Below are 21508 nucleotides of genomic sequence, written 5' to 3'. Positions count from 1 at the left end.
AGCACTTTAGGTCTGAATATATTCTATTTTTGTTGTAACTCCCTATATTCTTCCATCAATTCCTGAATCGCTTTCCGCAATGGCTTTTCTCCATCCTGGACTAACTTTTTACTTTCGGCAAAGTGCGTCTGCAGCTGCTCGCTTTGATAAAATGAAGATGTTAATTCATCGATCATTAATCGTTCCATCCACTCCGATACCTGCTCCCTGCGGCGCCGGTCAAAATGGCCATTGTCCTTCATTGTGCGTTCGAAGGACTGGATAACAGACCAGATGTGATCCAGTCCTTCTCCAGTTAAAGCCGATACGGTATAGGCTTTGGTCTCCCATCCCGGGGAAGCCGGCTGCAGAAAATGGAGCAGGCGGTTATACTCCGACTTAGCTAATTCGGCCGGCTGCTTGTTCTGCCCGTCGGCTTTATTAATGAAAACGGCATCTGCTATTTCCATTAAGCCTTTTTTTATACCCTGCAGTTCATCTCCGCCTCCAGTAAGCATTAACACCATAAAAAAGTCTACAAGCGAACGAACCGTCAGTTCGCTTTGTCCGACACCGACTGTTTCGATAATAATGACATCATATCCGGCGGCTTCACATACAAGCATCGTTTCCCGTGTTTTCTTAGCCACTCCACCCAGGTTTCCTCCTGTTGGAGAGGGACGGACATAGGCATCCGGGTGTTTCGAGAGTTCCCCCATCCTCGTTTTGTCTCCAAGAATACTGCCTCTGTTCACACTTGAGGATGGGTCAACTGCAAGCACCGCCACTTTAAATCCACTTTCACACAGCTGCATGCCCAATGCTTCAATCAACGTACTTTTTCCCGCTCCCGGCACTCCGGTAATCCCAATTCGAATTGATTTTCCAGTGTACGGCATTAGTTGTTCAAGGACCTCCTGAGCATCTTCAAAGTGCTTTGCTGCGCTGCTTTCAATCAGCGTAATCGTTTGTGCAATAGAAGCCCGGCGTCCCTGCCTGACTCCTTCCACATGCTCGGCAGGTGTTAATTTCTTTTTTCGCGTGCTTCCCATCCTCATCCTTCCTTTCGGACTAAGCTTCCCGAAGCCTGGACTGTACTTCTTCTACTACTTGTTTAGCTGCCGCCGGAATGACCGTTCCCGGTCCAAATACGGCTGCAGCGCCTGCCTCTTTCAAACTATTGTAATCCTGGGAGGGGATCACGCCTCCGACAATGACGACAATATCTTCTCTTCCTTCTTTTTTCAATTCCTTCATAACTTTCGGCAGAATCGTTTTATGCCCTCCGGCAAGAGAGCTCATGCCAAGTACGTGGACATCATTTTCGATGGCCTGCTGCACGGCTTCTTCCGGGGTTTGGAACAACGGTCCTATATCCACATCAAAACCGAGGTCTGCAAATGCTGTCGAAATAACTTTTGCTCCCCTATCATGTCCGTCCTGTCCCATTTTTGCAATCATAATCCGCGGCCGGCGTCCTTCTTCATCGGCAAATGCATCGGTTAGTTTTCTAACGTCGTCCACGATTTCTCCTTCCCCGAACTCAGCACTGTACACACCGCTGATCGATCGGATCACCGCCTGATGCCGGCCGGCCACTTCCTCCAGGGCAGAGGATATTTCGCCGAGGCTTGCCCGGACTCTGGCAGCATCCACGGCTTTTTCAAGCAGATTGCCTTCACCGGAACGGGCGGCTTCTGTTAACGCCTGCAGTGCGGTTTCAACTGCTTTGCCGTCCCTTTCTGCTTTCAGCTTTTCCAAACGCTGCAGCTGGGACTGCCGGACCGTCGTATTATCAATGTCTCTAATTTCAAGCGGCTCTTCTTCCTCCGGTTTGTATTTATTGATCCCTACAATCGTTTCCCGTCCGGAATCGATGTGGGCCTGCCTTTTTGCAGCGGCTTCTTCAATTCTTATTTTAGGAAGTCCGGCTTCAATGGCTTTAGTCATGCCGCCTGCTTCTTCTACTTCCTGAATGTGGGCCCAGGCTTTGCTGATCAGCTCGGCTGTTAATGTCTCTACGTAATAGGAGCCTCCCCACGGATCCACCACATCTGTAATTTCTGTCTCTTCCTGTAGATAAAGCTGGGTATTTCTCGCGATTCTTGCCGAAAAATCTGTAGGCAGGGCAATAGCTTCGTCCAGCGCATTCGTGTGAAGAGACTGGGTGCCGCCCATGGCAGCCGCCAGTGCTTCCATACTTGTTCTGGCTACATTATTGTACGGGTCCTGCTCTGTCAGGCTCCATCCCGATGTCTGCGAATGAGTGCGGAGGGCGGATGACTTTTCATTCTCTGGAGCAAACGGCTTAAGAATTCTCGCCCACAGCACCCTGGCGGCTCTCATTTTTGCTATTTCCATGTAGTGATTCATGCCAACGGCCCAGAAAAAAGATAAGCGCGGCGCAAATTCATCAATACTCATGCCGGCCCCAAGGCCCGTGCGCAGGTATTCCAGACCGTCGGCGAGCGTATAACCAAGCTCCAGATCGGCTGTCGCTCCGGCTTCCTGCATATGGTAGCCGGAGATGGAGATACTGTTAAACTTAGGCATATGTTCAGACGTGTAAGAAAAAATATCCGCTATAATTTTCATGGACATGTCCGGCGGATAAATATACGTGTTGCGGACCATGTATTCTTTTAATATATCGTTTTGAATCGTACCCGTCAGCTTTTCTCTGCTAACTCCCTGCTCTTCTGCTGCTACAATATAAAAAGCGAGCGTCGGAAGAACAGCCCCGTTCATCGTCATGGAGACAGACATTTTATCAAGGGGAATACCGTCAAATAATATTTTCATATCCAAAATAGAATCAATCGCGACTCCGGCTTTTCCGACGTCTTCTTCCACCCGGGGATGATCGGAATCATAGCCGCGGTGGGTGGCCAGATCAAAAGCGACGGAAAGCCCTTTCTGTCCGGCTTCTAGATTTTTCCGGTAAAAAGCATTGGACTCCTCCGCTGTGGAATAGCCTGCATACTGCCTGATTGTCCAGGGCCTCGTAATGTACATGGCGGGATAAGGGCCTCGTAAAAATGGAGTGATGCCAGATAAATAGTTAATATGAGAAAGATCTTTTATATCGTCTCTGGAATAAGCGGGTCGAACGTCAATCCCTTCTACGGTGGAAAAACCGGTTGTTTTCTGCTTCTCGTTCGCCTTTCCTGTTGAAGAAGACGTGCTCAACTGTATTTTTGAAAAATCCGGTTTAGTCGGCATACGCTTTCCCTCCCATTTTTTCCCGGAGCCACACCAGGCTTTGATACACATTTTTCTTTCTGTTCAGGCAGAGATCTATTATTTCCCGGCTGTCTTCCCCTGCAAGCATTAGTGTACCGGCATTCTTTTTTATCGCTTTCAGCTGTTGTTCTTCAAGCAGCTGGTACTGCTCATCTGATCCGCATAAAACGACAGGCAGGCTGTATTTTTTCGCTGCCTGCTCCGCTTTTTCTATCGTGTCTGCCTGCTCACTGACAATGGTATATCCGCCCGTTCTCAGAAATCCGGCTGCAAAATCCATTCGTGGTTTGCAGGAAGCCAGAGAGCCGATTCCAAGTACGAGGAGGGACAGACCTTCTCTCTCAGCAGCGGCTGCCTCTATTGTCATCCGTAACTGTTCAAACCGTTCCGCATCACGTATTAACGGCATGGAATCCACCTGCGTGAAGTCTTTCTGTGTGCCGTCGGACATCTCCCTAAGAGAATATCCTTCATCAGCCAGCTGCAGCACTTCTATAAATGTGGCCGCTCCTGTCTTCCTGTCTGAAGTGCGCTTTTGCGGATTGGTGTATTCGCTTATTTCCTTCTTATCATCAAATCCTGGAGATACAGGCTTTTCTTTTTCATTAGGATACATATTAACACCAATGATTCCTTTTTTTCGTTCTTCTATCTGTTTCAGCCGCATTTCTCTGCTTGCTGCTGCCTGCTTTTGGATCACACCGGATGCCAGCGCAGATGCCATACCGCCCTCTTTTTCTATTTCCTGAAAAAGTGACCAGGCTTTTTCCGCCAGCTCTCCTGTTAACGCCTCTACATAAAAGGAGCCGCCCGGCGCATCCATTGTTTTTCCAATATGGGCTTCTTCCTGCAGAATAATCTGTGTGTTCCTGGCAATACGCTTCGCAAAAGAAGACGGCTTTTGGATAACTTCATCAAAAGGAGCAATATGAAGCACATCTACGCCCCCGGCGGCGGCGGCAAATCCTTCAATCGATCCTCTGAGCATATTATTAAACGGATCATAGATTGTTTTCGTGCGCTGTGATGTAGAGCCTCTCAGCTCCATCCGGCATTCTTCATCCGAGGCACCGAATGCTTTTGCAGCATTAGCCCATAACAACCGTGCTGCACGCAGCTTAGCCATCTCCGAAAAGTACCTTCCGCCTGCCGGCATATGAAACACAAGAGAGCGAAGAGCCCGCTGCAGACTTACACCACGCTGAAGGGCTTCATTTATATAGTAGACGCCGGATGCTGTCATAGCAGCCAGCTCCTGGGCCATGTCTGCTCCATTATTGTGCCAGGCTTCGCTTGAAACACGCAGCACAGGGAAATCCAGCTTCTCCTGCTCCTGCCATTTTATTACTTCCACAATTTGATCAACAGCGGTATCTAAAGACGTACTCAGCTTTCCGGTTTCAGCCAGTTCAGAGAGAGGATCCACCGTAATACTTCCATCAAACTGCTTCCAGCCTTCCTTCTGCTGCAACGCCTGAATCCAGATGGAAAAGAAGGGCCACACCGGACCTTCTGCATGAAGGGAAATCGAATATTCTCCTACATGAATGCCTTCCAGCACTTTTGCAGCATCCTTTTTAGAAAACACGCACACGCCAGTTGCCGAAACAGCACTGTTCTGTTTTTGAAAATCTGTATTTATACGGATTTCAGACCCGTCCTGCCCTTTAAGCATCCCTTCTTTTATTTCCATATTTACTTTCTCCGGCAGCCTTTCAAATGTCTGTTGGATAATTTTCCACGGTTTCTGCTGATTCTGAAACGCTCTATTACCTCTTGTATAAGGAAAAGCACCTGAACGCATATTGTTTTTGGCAGCTTCCGGCCGGTCAGCATTTGTGTAAAGCGGCTTAATCTCTATGCCTTCTTCGGATTGATGGATTAATTCCGCGGCTGTTTTTCCTTTGAGTGTTTTTTTTACTGCCTCTTCCCATTCTTCCAGCGACGGGACTGGAAAAAGGCAGATATCATTCAGTACCTGCCGGCTGTCTTCATTCTCGGCCATCGTGCAGTCCTCCTTTTTTATAGGGGAATATTGCCATGCTTTTTGGCTGGTTTCTGCTGCTGTTTTCGGCGCAGCATTTCAAGGGATTCTGCTAAAACGGTTCTTGTATCTCTTGGATCTATGACGTCGTCAATCATTCCATTGCTTGCAGCAATATATGGATTGGCGAAACGATTACGGTACTCTTCAATCTTTTGTTTTCTTGTTTCATCCGGACTGCTGCTTTCTTTTATTTCCTTTGAAAAAATAATATTGGCGGCACCTTCCGGCCCCATAACTGCAATTTCTGCATTGGGCCAGGAAAAAACAAGATCCGCGCCGATCGCTTTGCTGTTCAGTGCGACATAGGCACCACCGAATGCTTTTCGTAAAATAATCGTAATTTTTGGCACCGTCGCTTCGGAGTAGGCATATAGAATTTTCGCCCCGTGGCGGATAATTCCGCCGTGCTCCTGCTGAATGCCGGGAATAAACCCGCTGACGTCTTCCAGCGTCACAATCGGTATATTGAAACAATCGCAGAAACGAATAAAACGTGAGCACTTGTCGGAAGAATCAATATCCAGGCCGCCTGCCATCATTTTAGGATTGTTTGCAACGATGCCAATGCTTTCTCCTTTAATTCTCCCAAATCCAATGACCATATTTTTTGCAAAATCTTCCTGTACTTCTAAGAACTCTTCTTCATCCAATATACTTCTGACTACGTTTCGCACATCGTACACTTTGGTTGTTTCTACAGGGACAATATCAAGCATTTCATCAATGCGGCCTTCTTTTTTCTTTGTCGGTGCCAATATAGGCGCTTTTTCCTTATAGCTGGAAGGAAGGTAACGAACCAGCTCCCTGACCCGACTCAGCACTTCCTCTTCCGTCGGCGCCGTAAAATGGGCGTTTCCACTCTTTTTAGCGTGCACTTTTGCGCCGCCGAGTTCTTCCGAATTAATCGTTGCACCGGTCACGCTTTCAATTACTTTCGGGCCGGTAATAAACATCTGGCTCGTTTTTTCCACCATAAATACAAAATCTGTAATAGCCGGTGAATATACGGCGCCACCGGCACAAGGCCCAAGAATCACGGAAATCTGCGGAACAACACCTGAATAAATCGAATTACGATAGAACACATGGCCGTATCCATCGAGGGAAAGAACACCTTCTTGAATGCGTGCCCCGCCGGAATCATTCAGTCCAATAATAGGAGAACCGTTTTCTGCAGCAAGATCCATCACTTTGGCGATTTTTAACGCATGCATTTCTCCAAGTGCTCCTCCATATACGGTGAAATCCTGGGAAAAAAGAAAAATCTGTTTCCCTTCAATTTTTGCGTAGCCGGTCACTACGCCTTCTCCGGGGGCTTCCAGGTCGCCGTCCCCTACACTTCCTTCAATAAAAGGATTCAGCTCCACAAAGCTTCCATCATCCACGAGCATGTCTATTCTTTCTCTGGCTGTACCTTTGCCGCGGTCGTGCTGGGCTTCCATTCGGGCTGCCCCGCCCCCCATTTTTACTTTTTCTCGTCTTTTTTCCATTTCATCAATATAATCAATCATATCCCGGCTCATTTAATCATCTCCTTTTAAAACGCTTACATTCATTTGTAAAAAAGAAATCTCCCGATTCCGGGGAGACTCTTCTCTTCATTTATTATGCTTCTTTAACGAGGAAAAGCGGCTGGCCGTATTCCACCAGTTCTCCATTTTCAACAAGAATTTCTACAATCTCGCCGTCAATTTCGGCTTCGAGTTCGTTCATCAGCTTCATTGCTTCCACTATACAGACGATAGAATCTTTTTTCACGCTGTCTCCTTCTTTAACGTACGGACCTTCTTCCGGAGATGGAGCGCTGTAAAATGTTCCTACCATAGGAGAAGTAATTTTGCCTAGGTGGCTTGTATCTGCTTCTGTTTTAGTTTCTGTTTCTTTTTGTGCCGCTGCCGGCTCTTTGGCTGTTTCCTGCGGCTGCTCGGAGGCCGGTGCTGGTACCTGTTCTTCTCTGTTTCCTGCCGGCTCTTCTCCCTGCCTTTGTCTAGAAGGGGCGGATACGGCAGAGGCCGTCTTTTTTAGTAACAGTTTTGTTTTATTTTCTCCTCTTATTTCAAGTTCTTCCAGAGAAGAGTTGTCCAATGCTCTAATAAGTTCTTTGATTTCGTTTACTTTATACATGCTGTTCACTCCTTTAATTAGATGGCCGATAAAAAAAATATTGATAATCCGGATTCTGCCTGGCTTCTTCAGTAAGAACGGAATGCATAATTAAATCGGCGTAAATATCGGCTATTTCCTGAATGGAATATTCCCCTTCCGCCTTATACCATTTATACGTCCAGTTGATCATTCCAAATATCGCCATGGATGTAATTGGAACCGGCAGCTCTTCACGGAATTCGCCTGCTTCTTTACCTTCCTGTACTACTTTAAACATAAGATCTTTGTACTTTTTACGTTTCTTTTTGATATTCTCATAAAATTCCGGGGATAAATACACACTTTCCTGATAAAACACGGTGACATGAGGACGGTATACTTCAAACATTTTCACAAACGAACGGACCGTTTCGTATAGTTTTTCAGCAGGTGTTTCATTCACGTCATGGGCTTCTACAGCTTTATCTATCACATAAGTTATAAATGAATCATGAATTGTGTAGAGCAGTTCATCCTTGGAACGGAAATTATGATAAAAGCCTCCTTTAGACGTACTGCTGTCTTTAACTATCGTGTCAACGGTTACTGCATGAAAGCCGAATTCTTCAAACAGCTTTAATGCAGAGTCTGTTATGCGCTGCTTCGTTGATCTTGAAGGCAAGTTAACTCACCTGCTCTTTCTAGAAGGACGGCAGATGAACCTAATCCTCCATTATGTTGTACTGTTCCAAAAACCCTGTGTTAAAATCCCCATCCTCAAAAGCTGGATGATTTAAAAGTCTTATATGGAATGGAATCGTCGTATACACGCCTTCCACTACAAATTCTGATAAAGCCCGCTTCATTCTCGCTATGGCTTCCTCCCGCGTTTTTCCACGCACGATCACTTTGGCTACCATCGAATCATAATGGGGGGTGATGGTATAGCCTGGATATACAGCACTGTCCACCCTGACGCCGAAACCACCCGGTGGCAGATATGTTTCAATCCGTCCTGGAGAAGGCATGAATTTTTTCATCGGATTTTCCGCATTGATCCGGCATTCGATGGCCCATCCCTCCACTTTAATATCACGCTGTTTCATAGAAAGCGGGTTTCCAAATGCTACAGAAATCTGTTCTTTAATTAAATCTGTATTTGTTACTTCTTCTGTTACAGGGTGCTCGACCTGGATTCTCGTATTCATTTCCATAAAATAGAAATTTTTATGTTTGTCCAGTAAAAATTCAACCGTTCCGGCTCCGCAGTAGTCAACGGCTTTTGCCGCTTTTACGGCTGCGTCACCCATCTGCTTACGTGTTTTCTGGTCAAGAGCAGGAGAGGGAGCTTCTTCCACCAATTTTTGGTGGCGCCTTTGAATCGAGCAGTCCCTTTCTCCAAAGTGCACAGCAGCTCCTTTGCTGTCAGCCATTACCTGAATTTCCACGTGACGCGGTTCTTCTATATATTTCTCTAAGTAGACACTGGCATCGCCAAAGGAAGTCTGGGCCTCCTGTTTAGCCATGCTGATAGCTTTAGCGAGTTCTTCTTCACTTCCAGCTACTCTCATTCCTTTGCCGCCGCCGCCGGCTGAAGCTTTTACGATAACCGGGTAACCGATCTCATTTGCAACCTTCAACGCTTTCTTTTCATCTTCAATAAGCCCTTCCGTTCCAGGTACAATAGGAACTCCTGCAGCTTTCATCGTTTCCCTGGCGCTGGATTTTGCCCCCATTTTATTAATTGCTTCTGATGATGGGCCGATAAAAGTAATATCGTGGTCTTTGCAGATTTCAGCAAATTCCGCATTTTCTGCAAGAAATCCATAACCGGGATGAATAGCTTCTGCTCCCGTCATTAATGCAGCTGAGATAATATTTGTCTTTTTCAAATAGCTCTCGGCTGATGAGTAAGGACCAACACAATAAGCCTCGTCTGCCATCATGACATGCAGGGCTTCACGGTCGGCTTCTGAAAAGATTGCTACCGTTTCAATGCCCATTTCTTTGCAGGCACGAATAACACGAACCGCTATTTCTCCTCTGTTTGCAACTAAAATCCGTTTAAACAATCCAAACCACTCCTCTCATTACTATCTTTATATATTAGACCGACTGGTCCGTCTCCCCCAATTAAATATATTCCCTCTTCTCTTATTTTAATGAATCCGCTCTCTATCTACAAGGTTTTTTTTATACGGTTTTTCCATGAGGTTTATATGTAAGCAGTTTAGGAAATATCTCTAGTAATACACGTCTATATATTGGGTCCTATAACATTTTTAGAGAGGAGTAAATAATGACATTGAATAACGAAGAAATCGAAACTCAACTGCAGGCCCTTCAAGGCTGGGAACGTAAAGATGCTAAAACACTGGAACAGCGTTATCAGTTTGATGATTTTTTATCCGGGATCCGCTTTGTTGATCAACTTGCTGAACATGCCGAGAGCGTGCAGCACCATCCGGAGATAATCATTAATTATACAAATATATCGATACGTCTTTCCACCCATGACGCCGGCGGGATCACTATGAAAGACGTAGATTCAGCCGAAGCGTATAACAAAATCTTTGATCAACAGTCATCGTAAGGTGTGATACAATACACTATACCTTTACTGCATACTGCCTGCTGTCCTTATTAAAAAACAGTATTTATTCATCTGGTGCCTGTTCTTTTAGTTTAAAGCCGGACTCGCAGGGGTACGTATAAAGGTATACATAATAGCTTATTCTTTTTTCTTTAAGAAAGGCTATGATGGTTATAATTACTATTTGGGAGGTCAAAGGCATGGATTTAATAGGAATTGGAGTATTAGTGTTTGGTATCGCTTTTGCTATTTTAGTTATTTTTCTCATTATCGTTTTGCGCAATTTGACAAGCGTACTGAGCAATGTCGATAAAACCGTGGAGAAACTTCCATCACAGCTTGACGATGTTATGAAAAATACGGAAAGCATTCTCAACAGCAGCAATACCACCATTGATGACTTGAACGAAAAAATGGGAGCATTAAGCCCTCTTTTCTACATCATTGGAGATGCCGGTGAAGCTACAAGAAAAGTTTCTTCCTCTCTCGTAGATGTTACAGCTTCTATGAAGAAAAACACGACTGAAGGAAACGAAACAACGAAGCAGAAGGATCTGGGAGGCATTTATGGAGCTGCTGCATTAGGTTATTACCTTTTCCAAAAGCGTAAAGCGCTTAAAGAAGGCAGCCACCAAGGGAATGCTTCTGTATGACCAGTGCCGGAGTAAAAGAAAATCGTTCTGACGAACCTACTTTCGTAACCGGCCTGAGCGTTGGTTTTCTTTTATCTTTTGCTTTAACTCTTTTAACAGCCCCTGTTCAGGGCAAAGAGTTCCGTGCTCAAACCGTAGAAAAAGCACAGCAGAAAAAAACAAGCTTCCAGGAAGCAAAAACAGAGAAGCTTGAGGAATTACAGCAGAAAAAAGAACAAAAGAAGCTGGAAGTTCAAAACAAAAAAGCAGCAAAGCAGGCGAAAAAGCAGGCCAAACGCGACAAATTTTATCAATCCGGACAAATCCGCTACGAGTTAATCCGCGGTGAAATGAACGGGTTGAAAGAAGACGCAGAAAAGGTAGCCAACCGCGACGCTCAAAATAAAGTGTATGCTGAGCACATCTAAACAAAAGCATCTGCCACTACGGCAGATGCTTTTTGTTATCTATTCGTAATTGTTTCCGGATTCATGTCATGATTCATTAATCGATGATATGCCATATCTTCAAACTTTGTGCCTTTTTTTCCGTAGTTTACGTAAGGATCAATGGAAATGCCGCCGCGTGGAGTGAATTTACCCCAGATTTCTAAATAACGGGGATCCATGAGTTCTACTAAGTCATTCACTATCGTGTTTATTGCATCTTCGTGAAATCCGCCGTGGTTTCGATAGCTGAACAAATAAAGCTTCAGCGATTTGCTTTCCACCATTTTAATATCAGGTATATAGCTGATATAAAGCGTTGCAAAGTCGGGCTGCCCGGTCATTGGACAGAGAGTGGTGAATTCCGGGCAGTTAAATTTCACGAAGTAATCTCTGCCGGGATGATTATTCTCAAACGTTTCCAGCAGAGCAGGATCGTATTCAAACTGCTGTCCCTCCTGCTGCTGGTTTCCCAATAATGTTAAATCATCCATTCCTGTCTTTCGTTCAGACAAAATAACCTCTCCTTATCTAATGGCCTATACGCCTTGTTTATTTCCCCATAGTAGAGTATGCAGCTGTGGAAGTACTTTAACATTATTCCATCTCGCATCACCCATCGTCTGATTAATCAGCCACTCGTATCGTCCCAGCAGATGATCTCTCAGCATGTCAGGTTCTTTTTCTTCCAGGTCATCGTTACCCACCTGCAAAAACATAGGAGCGTCCGGATAACGTGTGTGCACTTCATCCGCATAGCTCAAATCGTCTTCATTGAATATAACAATTTTTAAGCTGAATGTTTGGTTTGTTCTTTCCTGAAGCCGGTGTATATAATAATCCAGCTTCTCCCAGTCTGTTTTCATTAAAGAACTGGGCGGCTTTGGTGATATCGTCACTTCATCGATAGCCATCATCCATTCTGCCCATATGCTCCCCTGAGTTTCCACTGCTGTCTGCATGTTTTTTTTCTGTAGTTCTTCCACCAGGGATTGAATCCCTGGATGAATCGCGGGATTTCCCCCGGAAATTGTTACATGGGTAAAAAGATTCGATCCCTTTTCATAAAGCTTATCTACAATCAATGCAGCATCCATGGCTTCCGCCTTCTGCGAGCCATCCCATGTAAACGCAGAATCGCACCAGCTGCATCTGTAATCGCACCCGCCTGTGCGGACAAACATCGTTTTCTGACCGATAACCATGCCTTCTCCCTGTATAGTCGGGCCGAATATTTCCAAAACCGGTATCTTTTTCATATAACGAAATCTTCTTTCTTCGGCCGGAATACGACGTAGCTCGTTGGCGTTTCTCTAACGAGAAGCTGGATACATTTAGGCTGGTTGGGAAGCTGGTTCAGTTCTGTTTGAATAAGCTTCCAAAACCGGCCGGCGATTACTTCTGTTGTCGGAAATGACCAGCTGTCTTCTTTATCAGAGAATAATTCATGATCGTTTAACAGCGTATGGTCAAACGGACGGTGAATTAACGATTTCAGTATTTTGAAATCAATCAAAAATCCGCTGCTGTCTAGTTGATCTCCAGCAACGGTAATGTTTATTACGTAGGTATGCCCATGTATATCCTGACACTTCCCAGCAGCTTCACTTGGAATAAAATGAGCAGCGGCCAGATGCATGTCTTTATTCAGTTCATATCGGTACTCATGCGGTACCTGAGGATAAAATTGATGAAGCATTATAACTCCCGTTCCTTTTCTCTCCTATATTGGTCGAGTCCTGCTCGCCGAAGTTTACAGGCAGGGCATTCTCCACACCCTTGTCCACGTATGCCATGATAACACGTCAGTGTGTTATCACGCACATAATTTAACTGCCCCAGATCATCTGCAAGCTTCCAGGTTTCTTTTTTGTCCAGCCACATAAGCGGTGTATGGATGACAAAGTCTTTACCTATACCTAAATTCAAAGAGACATTTAACGATTTTACAAATGCGTCCCGGCAGTCTGGATACCCGCTGTAATCCGTTTCACATACGCCGGTCACTATATGTTTGGCTCCCTTTTGAGAGGCGACAATAGCTGCAAAGGAAAAGAAGAGCAGGTTTCTGCCCTCTACAAAAGTAGATGGAAGCTCTCCGTCTTCTCCTGCCTTCACTTCTATAGAGTCTCTCGTAAGTGCATTGGGAGCAAGCTGATTCAATAATGTCATATCAAGTATATGATGTTCAATATTCAAGTCATCTGCAATGTCAGAAGCTGCTTTCAGCTCCTCAGAGTGACGTTGGCCATAATCAAACGTAACCGCAATCACTTCTTTGAATTGTTCAAGAGCCCAAAAAAGGCAGGTCGTGCTGTCCTGTCCGCCGCTGAAAACGATAACGGCACTTTCATTTTTTAAACTCAATGTCTTTTCACTTCCTATTTGTTTAGGCTGATTATTTGTTCATTATATCACGACTGCCTTTACGCAGACATTAGGTACCCGCCCTGCCGTTTTACGGCTGCTTTCTTTCTTTATCCAAATAAACCTGGCTCCCGACAGCTTTACGCTGTCCCTGGTATTTGCCGTTATAAGGTACTCCTGCTTCCTGATCCATAGAGGCAAACACAAGCTGGGCGATTCGGCGGCCGGACTGCAGAATAATAGGCAGGCGGTTGGCGTTGTACAACTCAAGCGTAATTTCCCCTTCAAATCCGGGGTCCACCCAGCCTGCATTTTGAATAAACAGGCCCATTCTTCCAATGGAACTTCTGCCTTCTACAAAAGCAGTTAAATGATTAGGAAGTTTTATGTATTCATGCGTTGTTGCCAGCAGAAAAGAGTGCGGAGGGATAATCACTTCATCGCTTTCAAATTCCACATATTTTGCAGGTTCATTCAGGTTGATGGAAGCAATTGCATTTTCATCAATTTTTAAATAATGATGGCCCAGGCGGATATCTACTGAAGCCGGCTGGATTTGTTCCTCACTGCATGGTTCAATTGTTAATTCTTTATTCTTCATCATTTCACGGATCGTTATATCAGATAGTATCAATTCATACGCCACCTTTTCATTTCCTCTTCTTTATTGAGTATAGTAAAACTAGAGGCCTAATGCCAGTATAATTCCTGAACCCGCCGAAAAGAAAATAAGATTTACCGGGCCACAAAAAAAGCCGCTTCCTAAGAAGCGGCTTTTCTAATTAAATTTAAAATCCAGTTCCAGCTCGTATCCCTGCTCCTGAATGATTTTTCCGTGTTCATACTCGTGAATCAATTCATTGTACTGGTCAGTGAGTATCTTAAACTGGCCGGCGTCTTTTTGATCAAGCGAATCGTCAATTAACCTGCGCAGCCTTTCATAGTTGGAGTCAAACAAAGCATATTCGAGTGTCATTTGCGCGTATAATGACTGAAGTACCTGCCTGGATGGTCTTCTGCCATACTTTGCAGATTTCACTTTTTTCATAAAATGCTGTTCGTGAGTTGGATGTAACATCTTTCTCAAACCCCCTATCCTTTTATCTGGATTATCGGCTTCTTATATAATAACAAAGGCTGGTTTCCGTCGTGAGTTAAGCAGCAGTTGATGATACTCATTTATACCCACCTTTTCGATAGAATAAACGTTTGCATCTGCTTTCTTTTAAGTAAAAAAGAGTGACTGTCAATTTTTTGTATGCGCTTTCCTACATTATACATGATAACGTTAAAACTCAAAAGGGGGTAGAAGGTTATTTATTTTATGTATTTTGATTTTTCCGATATTATTAATCTTTCCAGGGAATTCAGAGTTTACGGAACAAAGGAAAAATTAATGCTGTTTATTGACAAAGGAATACGGCAAGAGTACATTACATATAGAATTGACGCAGACAGCTCAGCTGCTGCTTACCAGATACCTATCAGCATAAACGGGGAGAGAGCTAATATTGAAGAAACAATTTGCTATTATTGGATTGGGGAGATTTGGCGTAAGCGTCAGCACAGAGTTATTTAAACTCGGCCACGAAGTGCTGGCTGTAGATATCAACTCGTCCAAGGTAAATGAAATCACCAATTGTTCCACGCACAGTGCCGTGGCAGACGGCACTGATGAAAAAGCACTGCGAAAGCTCGGCATTGCTAATTTCGATCATGTTATTGTCGCTATCGGAGACAATATTCAGGCCAGTATTCTATGTACGCTGTTATTAAAAGAAATGGGTGTTAAATCCGTATGGGCAAAAGCACAGAACTACTATCATCATAAAGTACTGGATAAAATCGGTGCGGACAAAATCATTCATCCAGAGCATGACATGGGCCATCGAATTGCCCAGCATCTCGTATCAGATAAAGTAATTGATTATATTGAGCTCTCTGCAGATTATTCCATTGTTGAAATCACCGCTCCAAAGTCAATGCATAACAAAACGCTGCTGGATTTGGATATTCGTGCTAAATACGGAGTAACCATTTTAGGAATTAAACGCAGAAAACAAATCAATATCTCTCCACTTGCAGAAGACGATATATTAGCCGGCGATATTCTTATTGTGATCGGCCAGAAAAACGATTTAAAGCGCTTTGAAGACACCAACTAGCAAGTATATAAATAATAATCCCTGCTGCAGACGAGCTGCGCATTCAGAGAAACAGCCTTGATTCTTGTTAAGGCAAAAAGATTTTTCTGTTTCTTACTTTATGGTACTATTGGAGTTACCAGCAAAAAGAACGGGGGATATTCATGCGCTTAACTTCATATACAGATTACTCATTGCGTACTCTGATGTATCTAGCAACGGTCGACAGAGAAAAACTGACCAGCATTAAAGAAATATCCAAAGCATATTCTATTTCTTATAATCATTTAACTAAAGTGGGCCATGAATTATCAAAGCTGCATTTAATTGAAACAGTCAAAGGCCGGAACGGTGGAATACGCTTATCCGCTGAGCCTGATGAAATTAATATCGGCTGGGTCGTCAGACAGACGGAGGATAACTTTCACATGGTCGAGTGCTTTTCCTCTGAAAATACCTGCCTTCTCGCTGGAGGCTGTGAACTTCAGTCTGCGTTGCGGGAAGCTCTTACAGCTTATCTCGCTGTGCTTGATCAATATACGCTGGAAGACGTTACAGCAAACAACACCCGTCTTTTTTCTTTATTTCAAACGGCACTTCATACGTAATCCATCCACACCCCGCTATTGTATGGAAACTATTAAAAAAACGCCCAGCCGATCCAAGGCTGGGCGTTTTTCAGGCGTATCTTTTATAGCGGAGACTTTTGCCATTTTCAACAGAATGTACATTTACGAATCGGCGCTTTTCACCGGCAGCAGTCATCATTGCTTCAGCTGCACGAGCAATACGCTCGAGTTCTGTATAATTGTTTTCAAACACATACAATGTCCGTTCATGCGAATTCTGGACGATCGGTATGGAGAATCCCTCTCTATCTCCGGATGTCCGGTACATCAGCCACCCTTCCAGCCTGCCCTCTTCTTTCTCTAAAAGCGGAAGCAGCGTACCGGACGTATGGGCCATCCATAAGTAATAGGAGGCGTGGTAATGAAACCACTGCGGGGAAACCATCTGCTGCCAGTATCCTTTGTATTTGCCGAGCAAAAATGATGGCGTTCTTTCCTGAGCAGAGGCAGATAGGGAGGAGACGATCATTTCGTTCATCATTTCCTGTACCGTATATTTCCAGGGCTCGATATTCGACGCGGTCTCCCGCTGATTCTTTTCATATGAGAAACCAAATGGTCCTTCCATCCTCTTCCATCCTTTCTCCATTACCATCCTGATTATTTATATCCTATTTTAACGTATATGCCGCTGTTCTATCTACATGTATTGAAGAAAAGATGTAGCTATTGTGAAATAAATCAGCAGGCTGATAATATCATTTAACGTCGTGATGAACGGGCCGGATGCGATAGCCGGATCTAAATTCATTTTATTAATAATAAGGGGGATCGTCATTCCAATGACACTGGCCGTTCCGAGTGATAAGACGATGGACCCGCCGACGATCAATCCAAGCGTATAATCATTATAAAACGTACCAATCAATACTAAAATAGCAAGGCCTGATACGCCGCCAATAAGAAGACCTGTCGCGAACTCCCTCCAAATGGTGCGGATCAGTCCTTTTTTATGAGAAGTTCCAATGGCAAGTGACCTTACAGATACTGCCAGTGACTGCGTTCCTGTATTTCCGGCAGATCCCATAATAAGGGGGATAAAAGCCGCAAGCAGTACTACTGTTTCCAATGTACTCTCAAAACGGTTGATTACTTCAGCCGTTCCCAGTCCGAAAAACATAAGCAGAATAATCCAGGGCGTCCTCATTTTTGCTGCCTGATAAGAAGTAATGTTAATATCTGTGGAACCTCTGGAGGCCGTTATTTCCCCAAAATCTTCTGTTGCTTCCTCTTCGAGTACGTCCAGTGCATCATCGACTGTAATAATTCCTACCAGCGTGTTGTCATCCGTGATCACAGGGGCTGCCAGAAAATCATATCGTTGAATCAGCTGGGCCGCTTCCTCCTGATCTGTTTTAACGTGGATCGACACAACTCTTGTGCTCATTATATTTTCAACCTGCTCTTCAGAGGAGGCAGTGATCAAATCACGTATTGATACTACACCGGCAAGGCGTCCATCTTCATCAACTACATACAAGTAATAAATCGTTTCTGCTTCCGGACCTTCTTTACGGAGAAGATCGATAACTTCCGCTACTGTAGAAGAGGATTTTAATGAAATAAATTCTTTTGTCATAATCGAACCTGCTGTCTCTTCATCGTACAGCAGAAGTTCCTGTACTTCCCTGGCCTCTTCTTTGTCCATTGAGCCAAGAATTTCCCGTACATTTGGCTGCTGTAGTTCCCCCAGGAAATCAGCTACGTCATCGGCAGACATATTATTGTACACATCAGCAGCATAATCTTTACTCAACTCGGGAGCCGCTTCTTTCTGCTCTTCAATATCCAGACTTTCGAATATTTCGGAAAATTCTTCTGGGCTTAAGTACTTATAAACGAGCCCACGTTGCTCCGGTTCCAGATTATTGAAAATTTCAGCCTGGTCAGTAGGATGAAAATCCAGAAATATCTCCCGGAATATGCTGATCTTTTCCTGCTCCAGCGCTTCTACAATTTTTTTGACATAGTCTTCTTTTGTTTCATCGTTCAGTTCAATCACAGAGCCTCCTCCTTTCCTATATACTGTTTTCTATTTTTTACACTTTTTCCGGAGATGCCTGTTTCATTGTAAAGCCCAGAAGGCCATTATACACGGCATGAGCTATAATCGGCGCCCACAACGTGCCAAATAACAGAAACAGTCCTCCCAGCAGCAGGCCTATGCATAAGACGACTGCATGAGCTGCTATGCTCCCTCTGTACTGGGGGATATGCACAAGCATAAACAAGACCGACACAATAAATAGTGCCGGCAGGCCCCCAATATATAAAGCCAGCACGCCTAAAAGCACTCCCCGGAACAAAAACTCTTCCGAGATACCTGCTCCTGCCGCAATAGTAGTCACTCCGTACTTTTTATGAAGAAGAGATTGAATTAGAGCGGTGTATTGATTGTCGGGAAGCTCCAGGGCGGTCCATTTATAAAGGGCGAGAAGTACACCGGCGCTGAGCAGACCTGCTCCTGTTCCTGCCAGAATTTCTGTACCAACATTTCCAATATCAAATAAAGAAACAATATAGGCACCGGAGGAAAATCCAAACAGAAAAAAGAGAACCGCATACCCAGCCAGTACAAACAGCAGAAAGCTGATCCATACATCTTTTAAGGAAATATCATGTGTCATAGGCGTCTTTCCTTTATGGTGTGAAATAGTTAAATTGATACTGCAGCATTTCCGGAATCACTCCGGCAATAGTTGGAGAGGTTTTGCCGCGTTTTTCCAGAAAGAAATCAAGAAACGTTTCTCCCGGCGTTTCCATAGAAGCCATATTTTCTTCTATCATTTCTTCCTGACCGGGAAGGGCTTCTACCTCGCGTACAAATATCTGTCTGTTCTCTTCATCCAAAACCGTTAAAAATCCTCCTTCTTTCACCAGTACCTCTACGCGGGCGTCTTTTCTGACCTGATATTCAAGGGAAGGAATATCATATTCTATGCCATCTTCTGCTTCCATGACTCCATTTTCTATTTCACGCTCTTCGAATGCTGTAAACCCTTCATTTAAAAGAGCCGTCGTGTCTGCATCCGCATTCGTACTGCCATCAGCGTTCAGGACTACAGCAATTAATTCCTGCCCGTCTTTTTCTGCCGTTGTTACGAGGGTATTTCCTGCGGCTCTTACAAAACCATTTTTTCCTCCTGTTACATTTTCATTGCTGAAAAGAAGGCGGTGGTGGTTTACAATCGTTGTGTCCCACCCTTCGCTGTTCCAGGCAAACTCTTTCGTCTCAGAAAGCTCCTGGAATTCCTCATTTTCCATCGCATACTTTGTGATTTCCGCCATATCGGAAGCGGTAGTATAGTGATCCGGATGATGAAGGCCGTGTGGATTTTTAAAAGAAGTATCTTCTATTCCTGTTTTTTCTTTAAGGTAAGACGTCATCTCTTCTGCAAATGCTTCATCGGAGCCGGAATAATGTTCAGCAATCGCAGATCCTGCGTCATTGCCGGAATTGATCAGCATTCCTTTTACCAGCTGGTCTATTGAAAGGGTTTCTCCTTCCACTAGATACACCGAGGTTCCTTCTACTTCTGTCGTTTCTCTGCTGATCGTTGTGTTTTCTTCTACATTTCCAGTTTCGAGCGTCATTATAGCAGAGGCAATCTTCGTAATGGAAGCCGGGTACATGCGTTTGTCTGCATCTTTGTCAAACAAAATCTGTCCGGTTTCTCCATCCATCAGCACAGCAGTTTCACTGTTCAGATGATTGATCCGGTCTTCGTCTTCAGCTGCGGCCAGGCCGGGAAAATGCAGCAGAACGAGCATCGCTGTGATTATGATAAACAGTTTGTTCAACGGTCTTTTTTGTGTATTAATGCTGTTTCGCTCCCTTCAGCCGGTACTTCGTATCGTTTGCCTGCAGTCTTTTTTTCAGGCTACTTTCTAATATACCATCATAACGGTATTTCCGCTCCATTTGATATGTGTTCCGCTCGTTTTTACTGTTCTAAATAAAAAGCCCGGCCAGAAGATACACTCTCTCAGGCCGGTTCGATTTGTTCCATATACTCTCTAATTGTTTCTTCGGTCATGGAACCTGTAATAATATCCTGCACCACTCCATTTTCATCTATAAGAAAAGTGGAGGGGAGCGGTCCTATTCCATAACTGTCCACCACATTGCGGTTTTTATCCAGCACAATAGGAAAGCTTAGTTGATGCCTGTCTGAAAATCGCGATACAACCAGCTCTGTTTCCGCTACGTTTACTGCCAGCACTTCCACTCCGCGGTCCTCAAAAGCCTGGTGCTGATTCTCCATATAAGGCATTTCTCTTTCACACGGCGGACAGTAGGTACCCCAGAAGTTTAAAAAGACTCCCTTGCCTCTGTAGTCTTCCAGCTGCACCTGTTCTCCGTCCATATTAGTAAGCTGGAAATTAGGAGCGGTTTCTCCTGCAGTCACTGCCGTTTGTTCGTCACTCATAAAGTTGGTGTAAAAAACATAACCCAGCACCACTGCCAGAACACTGAGTATGGAAAGCCGCATCAGAAAACGGCGCTTTTTTTTATTCATATGTATCTCCCCTATTTAAAAGTGCTTCTTTTCTCTTTAGTTTCTCATGAAGGAACAGAGTTATTCAAGTCCTCCTGTCCGTTTATTGAAACCGTTTTAAAAAAAGCCGGAAAATCTCCGGCTTTTTAAATAGACCGGAGAGCTTTATTAATTTCTGTCTCTCCATTTACTACATCAAACGCCTTATAAAAGGTGGCCTCATTTTGAATACTCTGCGCCAGCACTTCTGCTATGTCCGCTCTTGTCACTTCCCCCGAATCATCCAGAGCGGAATCTGTGCTGATTCTGCCGGAAGGCGTATGATCAGTCAGTCTGCCGGGCCTTACAATCGTGTAATTAAGATCGCTGTGCTGTAAATATTCATCTGCAAGCTTCTTGGCTACAAAATAGTGTTTCATATTGTCCGGTCCTTCGTCCGGATTGACTGAACGCATCGATCCAACCATCAGAAAACGGTGGGCTCCATGTTCTTTGGCAGCGTCTATCGCTTTTCTTGCTCCCCACAGGTCAATTAGTATCGTTTTGTCCGCACCTGTGTGGCCTCCCGACCCCGCCGCAAATACAACAGCTTCCTGTGCCTCAAACACTGCGGATATATTGCCTTCCAGATTGGAGACAATCGTTTCATCCGCCCCTAATTCTTTAAGCTCTGCTGCCTGCTCTTCTTTTCTAATCATTGCTGTAATATGATATTTCTCCTCTTCGGCAAGTTTCTTAATCAGCTGCCTTGCAATTTTGCCATTTGCCCCTACGATCAAAATATTCATGCAACCTCGCCCCTTTTCTTTTAAGTATAAAACGCTCTTTAGGTTCTGTACAGGTA

General features: G+C 44.4%; 24 protein-coding genes. 5 read left to right on the top strand and 19 right to left on the bottom strand.

Annotated features, from left to right (window positions below; genetic code table 11):
- Positions 1–23: 23 nt before the first annotated feature.
- The 7 genes from meaB to accC all read right to left on the bottom strand — a co-directional run bounded on the left by meaB (position 24) and on the right by accC (position 9426).
- Positions 24–1037, bottom strand: a complete 1014-nt coding sequence (gene meaB, locus AC5W2J_RS09340) for a methylmalonyl Co-A mutase-associated GTPase MeaB (protein ID WP_496059200.1) — start codon at positions 1035–1037, stop codon at positions 24–26.
- A 13-nt stretch (positions 1038–1050) separates the two neighbouring features.
- Positions 1051–3201 (bottom strand): methylmalonyl-CoA mutase, encoded by a 2151-nt coding sequence (gene scpA, locus AC5W2J_RS09335; protein ID WP_496059199.1) that lies wholly within the window; start codon positions 3199–3201, stop codon positions 1051–1053.
- The gene (locus tag AC5W2J_RS09330; protein ID WP_496059198.1) at positions 3191–5227 is read right to left on the bottom strand and encodes a methylmalonyl-CoA mutase family protein; all 2037 of its coding nucleotides are present in this window, start codon (positions 5225–5227) and stop codon (positions 3191–3193) included. Before AC5W2J_RS09330 ends, scpA begins: the two co-directional genes overlap by 11 nt.
- Positions 5228–5244: 17 nt before the next feature.
- Entirely contained in the window at positions 5245–6792 is a 1548-nt protein-coding gene (locus tag AC5W2J_RS09325) for an acyl-CoA carboxylase subunit beta (RefSeq protein WP_496059197.1), read from the bottom strand.
- A gap of 82 nt (positions 6793–6874) precedes the next feature.
- Complete coding sequence (accB, locus tag AC5W2J_RS09320; RefSeq protein WP_496059196.1) at positions 6875–7393, bottom strand: acetyl-CoA carboxylase biotin carboxyl carrier protein; 519 nt, start codon at positions 7391–7393, stop codon at positions 6875–6877.
- Positions 7394–7406: 13 nt separating this feature from the next.
- Positions 7407–8036, bottom strand: coding sequence for a TetR/AcrR family transcriptional regulator (locus AC5W2J_RS09315; RefSeq protein ID WP_496059195.1), 630 nt, complete (start codon positions 8034–8036; stop codon positions 7407–7409).
- A gap of 40 nt (positions 8037–8076) precedes the next feature.
- Positions 8077–9426 (bottom strand): acetyl-CoA carboxylase biotin carboxylase subunit, encoded by a 1350-nt coding sequence (accC, locus tag AC5W2J_RS09310; protein ID WP_496059194.1) that lies wholly within the window; start codon positions 9424–9426, stop codon positions 8077–8079.
- 227 nt (positions 9427–9653) lie between these two features.
- Between accC and AC5W2J_RS09305 the strand changes: the two genes are divergently transcribed.
- The 3 genes from AC5W2J_RS09305 to AC5W2J_RS09295 all read left to right on the top strand — a co-directional run bounded on the left by AC5W2J_RS09305 (position 9654) and on the right by AC5W2J_RS09295 (position 11007).
- A complete protein-coding gene (locus AC5W2J_RS09305) occupies positions 9654–9947 on the top strand; it encodes a 4a-hydroxytetrahydrobiopterin dehydratase (protein ID WP_496059193.1) in 294 nt (97 codons plus the stop codon).
- A 200-nt stretch (positions 9948–10147) separates the two neighbouring features.
- On the top strand, positions 10148–10600 hold the full coding sequence (locus AC5W2J_RS09300) for a DUF948 domain-containing protein (RefSeq protein WP_496059192.1): 453 nt from the start codon (positions 10148–10150) through the stop codon (positions 10598–10600).
- Positions 10597–11007 (top strand): hypothetical protein, encoded by a 411-nt coding sequence (locus AC5W2J_RS09295; RefSeq protein ID WP_496059191.1) that lies wholly within the window; start codon positions 10597–10599, stop codon positions 11005–11007. Before AC5W2J_RS09300 ends, AC5W2J_RS09295 begins: the two co-directional genes overlap by 4 nt.
- Positions 11008–11042: 35 nt before the next feature.
- Here AC5W2J_RS09295 and queF read toward each other — a convergent pair whose 3' ends face one another.
- The 6 genes from queF to AC5W2J_RS09265 all read right to left on the bottom strand — a co-directional run bounded on the left by queF (position 11043) and on the right by AC5W2J_RS09265 (position 14470).
- A complete protein-coding gene (gene queF / locus AC5W2J_RS09290; protein WP_496059653.1) occupies positions 11043–11519 on the bottom strand; it encodes a preQ(1) synthase in 477 nt (158 codons plus the stop codon).
- 45 nt (positions 11520–11564) lie between these two features.
- Positions 11565–12284, bottom strand: coding sequence for a 7-carboxy-7-deazaguanine synthase QueE (gene queE / locus AC5W2J_RS09285; protein ID WP_496059190.1), 720 nt, complete (start codon positions 12282–12284; stop codon positions 11565–11567).
- Positions 12281–12724 carry a 6-pyruvoyl trahydropterin synthase family protein gene (locus AC5W2J_RS09280; RefSeq protein WP_496059189.1) on the bottom strand — a complete coding sequence of 148 codons (444 nt, stop codon included), beginning with the start codon at positions 12722–12724 and terminating at the stop codon, positions 12281–12283. Before AC5W2J_RS09280 ends, queE begins: the two co-directional genes overlap by 4 nt.
- Positions 12724–13392 (bottom strand): 7-cyano-7-deazaguanine synthase QueC, encoded by a 669-nt coding sequence (gene queC / locus AC5W2J_RS09275; protein ID WP_496059188.1) that lies wholly within the window; start codon positions 13390–13392, stop codon positions 12724–12726. Before queC ends, AC5W2J_RS09280 begins: the two co-directional genes overlap by 1 nt.
- Positions 13393–13483: 91 nt before the next feature.
- On the bottom strand, positions 13484–14026 hold the full coding sequence (gene dcd, locus AC5W2J_RS09270; protein WP_496059187.1) for a dCTP deaminase: 543 nt from the start codon (positions 14024–14026) through the stop codon (positions 13484–13486).
- A 144-nt stretch (positions 14027–14170) separates the two neighbouring features.
- Positions 14171–14470, bottom strand: coding sequence for an IDEAL domain-containing protein (locus AC5W2J_RS09265; RefSeq protein WP_496059186.1), 300 nt, complete (start codon positions 14468–14470; stop codon positions 14171–14173).
- 433 nt (positions 14471–14903) lie between these two features.
- Between AC5W2J_RS09265 and AC5W2J_RS09260 the strand changes: the two genes are divergently transcribed.
- The gene (locus AC5W2J_RS09260) at positions 14904–15557 is read left to right on the top strand and encodes a potassium channel family protein (RefSeq protein WP_496059185.1); all 654 of its coding nucleotides are present in this window, start codon (positions 14904–14906) and stop codon (positions 15555–15557) included.
- A 143-nt stretch (positions 15558–15700) separates the two neighbouring features.
- Positions 15701–16144 carry an RrF2 family transcriptional regulator gene (locus AC5W2J_RS09255; RefSeq protein WP_496059184.1) on the top strand — a complete coding sequence of 148 codons (444 nt, stop codon included), beginning with the start codon at positions 15701–15703 and terminating at the stop codon, positions 16142–16144.
- A 70-nt stretch (positions 16145–16214) separates the two neighbouring features.
- On the opposite strand, the gene AC5W2J_RS09250 is transcribed toward AC5W2J_RS09255, so the two are convergent.
- From AC5W2J_RS09250 to AC5W2J_RS09225, 6 genes are all read right to left on the bottom strand, one after another.
- Positions 16215–16733: a hypothetical protein gene (locus tag AC5W2J_RS09250; protein ID WP_496059183.1), complete on the bottom strand. Its 519-nt coding sequence runs from the start codon at positions 16731–16733 to the stop codon at positions 16215–16217.
- Positions 16734–16805: 72 nt separating this feature from the next.
- A complete protein-coding gene (mgtE, locus tag AC5W2J_RS09245) occupies positions 16806–18167 on the bottom strand; it encodes a magnesium transporter (protein ID WP_496059182.1) in 1362 nt (453 codons plus the stop codon).
- Between the two features lie 37 nt (positions 18168–18204).
- Positions 18205–18792, bottom strand: a complete 588-nt coding sequence (locus AC5W2J_RS09240) for a CPBP family intramembrane glutamic endopeptidase (RefSeq protein ID WP_496059181.1) — start codon at positions 18790–18792, stop codon at positions 18205–18207.
- Between the two features lie 13 nt (positions 18793–18805).
- On the bottom strand, positions 18806–19966 hold the full coding sequence (locus tag AC5W2J_RS09235; RefSeq protein WP_496059180.1) for a D-alanyl-D-alanine carboxypeptidase family protein: 1161 nt from the start codon (positions 19964–19966) through the stop codon (positions 18806–18808).
- Positions 19967–20151: 185 nt separating this feature from the next.
- Positions 20152–20685 carry a thiol-disulfide oxidoreductase ResA gene (resA, locus tag AC5W2J_RS09230; RefSeq protein WP_496059179.1) on the bottom strand — a complete coding sequence of 178 codons (534 nt, stop codon included), beginning with the start codon at positions 20683–20685 and terminating at the stop codon, positions 20152–20154.
- 125 nt (positions 20686–20810) lie between these two features.
- Complete coding sequence (locus tag AC5W2J_RS09225) at positions 20811–21452, bottom strand: SDR family oxidoreductase (protein ID WP_496059178.1); 642 nt, start codon at positions 21450–21452, stop codon at positions 20811–20813.
- Positions 21453–21508: the final 56 nt, after the last annotated feature.

The sequence above is a fragment of the Sinobaca sp. SA16-1 genome, assembly GCF_059510515.1.
The sequence above is the reverse complement of the archived record's forward strand: the minus strand, read 5'-3'. Positions and strand labels throughout refer to the sequence as shown.